The sequence below is a fragment of the Arthrobacter sp. 05L45_2 genome (assembly GCF_056397525.1).
The window spans coordinates 1-2,443 of the sequence record NZ_JBFTNO010000290.1 but is presented as its reverse complement, the minus strand read 5'-3'; the positions used below and the strand labels follow the sequence as shown (position 1 = coordinate 2,443).

2 protein-coding genes are annotated in these 2,443 nt (G+C 67.9%); one reads left to right on the top strand and one right to left on the bottom strand.

All coding sequences use genetic code 11. The features are described 5' to 3' along the window. Nucleotides 1-84 precede the first annotated feature (84 nt). A complete protein-coding gene (locus AC1DHD_RS15540; RefSeq protein WP_476880573.1) occupies nucleotides 85-2,154 on the bottom strand; it encodes a DUF6541 family protein in 2,070 nt (689 codons plus the stop codon). Between the two features lie 135 nt (nucleotides 2,155-2,289). On the opposite strand from AC1DHD_RS15540, the gene AC1DHD_RS15535 reads away from it, so the two are divergent. Further along, on the top strand, nucleotides 2,290-2,443 hold a 154-nt coding region (locus AC1DHD_RS15535; RefSeq protein WP_476880574.1), incomplete at its 3' end, for a glycosyltransferase.

Genomic DNA, 2,443 nt, shown 5'->3' with positions numbered 1-2,443 from the left:
GGCGGGGACCAACGTCCCTGCCTGGCTCTTTTGTGTCTGTCCCGCAAACTGCCGGTGACCCGCCCTCAGGCCGGAGAACGCCGGCTATCCGCAGGCGGTAACCCGGAAGAGGCGGGCACTGCCCACGGCCTTGACGAGCTTCACGCCCGGTGCGGTGTTGTCCGTCAGGTCGCGGACACCAACGAGCGGCTCCGCGCGGGGAGTGATCTCGGTGTTCCCGAAGTCGAGCGCCCAGTAGGCCTTGAGTGACTTGACCGCCGGGCAGACGGCGCTGTTGTACGAGGCTTCATCCCAGTGGTCGAGGAGGAGCTGCTCTTCCGGGGTGCGGATGCCGAAGATGTGCGGGGCGAGGGCGCGGCGGCCGGAGAAGGCGTAGACCAGCGAGGCGCCGGTGCGGGGGTTGCCCACCACGACGTCGCCCGCGGGAACGATGCCTGCGACCTGCTTGAGCAGCGCAACCTCGTCGGTGGACAGCAGCGCCGCCGTCGGCGTCGTCGTAAAGATGGTGCTGATCCGGCTCTGTACCCCGGACAGCGTGCCGCCCTGGGCGCCCAGGCCGAGAGCCAGCAGCACCACACAGCCCATCGCGATCCCGGACGACGCCGGCAGGCGGCCCGCCAGGCCCGACGCGACCCGGGGGAGTGCGGCCGGACGCTCCTTCGCCGTGGCGATCAGTGCCCCGGTCAGGGCACGGGCCCGCCAGATCAGCCATTCAGCGCCGAGGACGACGACGGGAAGGGTCACCACGGGCAGGAGAGCGGCAAGCCGGAAGCTGTCCGTGTACCAGACCCCGGTAAGGAAGTTGCGGAAGAAGCCGTTGCTCCAGCTGGACACCACCAGGTAGAGCACGGCGCCGGCGGCATACATGCCCGCGACCCACCAGTAGCGGCGCAGCTGGCGGGCCACAACGTACAGTCCGATGATGGTCAGCACCAGCATGACCCAGGCTGTGGTGGTGCCCATCGGGGCGCTGCCGAGAATTTCGCCGATGGCCCGCGCGTTGGTCTGGAACGGGGTCCAGCCGGCGGAGCTGAGGCTGGGGCGCGCCACCACCCAGACGGCGGTGGTACCCAGCACGTAGGCGGCCGTAAACGCCAGCCACAGCAGCGGCTGCCGCTTCGGGACGGAGCCGTCCCGCGCGGCGAGCCAAGACCGGATCAGGCGGCCGATGACCACCGGGGTGGCGAAGCCCAGCAAGGCCACCAGGGTGCTGGGGTGGGAGAGGGCGAGTCCGGGGACGGTGGCGGCGAGGGCCAGGACCGGTGCCAGCGGCGAACCCGGCGGGGTGCGGGACATTCCGAGGGCTTCGATGGCCAGTCCGAGGACTGCCGGCAGGAGGGCGATGGCGGCGTGGTTGGGGTACAGGACGCCGTAGCCCACCATCAGGTACGGGAATCCGCTGAAACCGGCGGAGAGGATGCCTGCGGCCAGCAGCGGCATCGGCCGGTAGCCCACGATGCGGCTGATCAGGAAGATACACGCCAGCGGCCAGACGACGGCGCCCGTCACGATGGTTCCCACGTTGACGACGGCCATGACCGAGGGGGCGCCGAGCATCAGCACCAGGGCCATGGAATCGTGCATGGCGGCCGGGTACAGGCCCTTCGAGGCGGCCGTGAGGTTGCCCAGGGTCAGCGTTGACCCGTTCTGGGTATCGGCGATGTAGCGGACAGCATTCAGGTGGTAGATGTTGTCGAAGGTCTCGGAGAAGCTGTCCGGCGACCCGAAACCGGCAATGTAGCGAAGGCTGATGATCGCTGCGGGGATAAGGACGGCAACAGGGATCGCCAGCCGCGCCAGCCAGATTCCGGTATCGGCGGGGGACAGCGCACCGTTGGCGCCCAGGAAGCCGGTGAACCGGGTCCCGGCCACCCCGGCGTCGGCCCGTGACCGGCGCCGGCGGAGGACCAGGCGCAGCACTGCCACCGCGGCGGCCGCGAACACGCTGACCGCGAAGTACGTCACCGGGTTAAAGGGCAGCTTCAGATACGGCAGGATGATCGCCGTCATGCCCGAAACGGACGCCGACACCGGGGCAGCCAACGCCAGCAGGTTCAACCGGCGAAGTCCGGCCGCTGCCAGGATCATCAAACCGGGAAGGAAGTAAACCAGCGCAGTCGCAGCCAGCGTAGGAAGAGTTTCCCACCAAGTCATTGAATCCAGTCTCCTAAGTTTCAGAGCCAACCCTACAAGTATGCAGACGGCGTCACGAATCCTGCGGAGGGCGCCCGGGCCGGAGGCCGGCGCCTGCAAAAGGGCGGCAGCCGCTCGTTGCTATACTTTCAAACCATGGGTAACTCACAGCGTTCCGGCGTTTTAATTGTCATGCCGGCTTGGAACGAGGCCGAGGCCATCGGCAATACCATCCGCAAAGTCCTTGCTGTAGTCCCCCAGCACTCTGTTCTCGTGGTCGACGACGGTTCGAAGGACGACACTCCGAGGA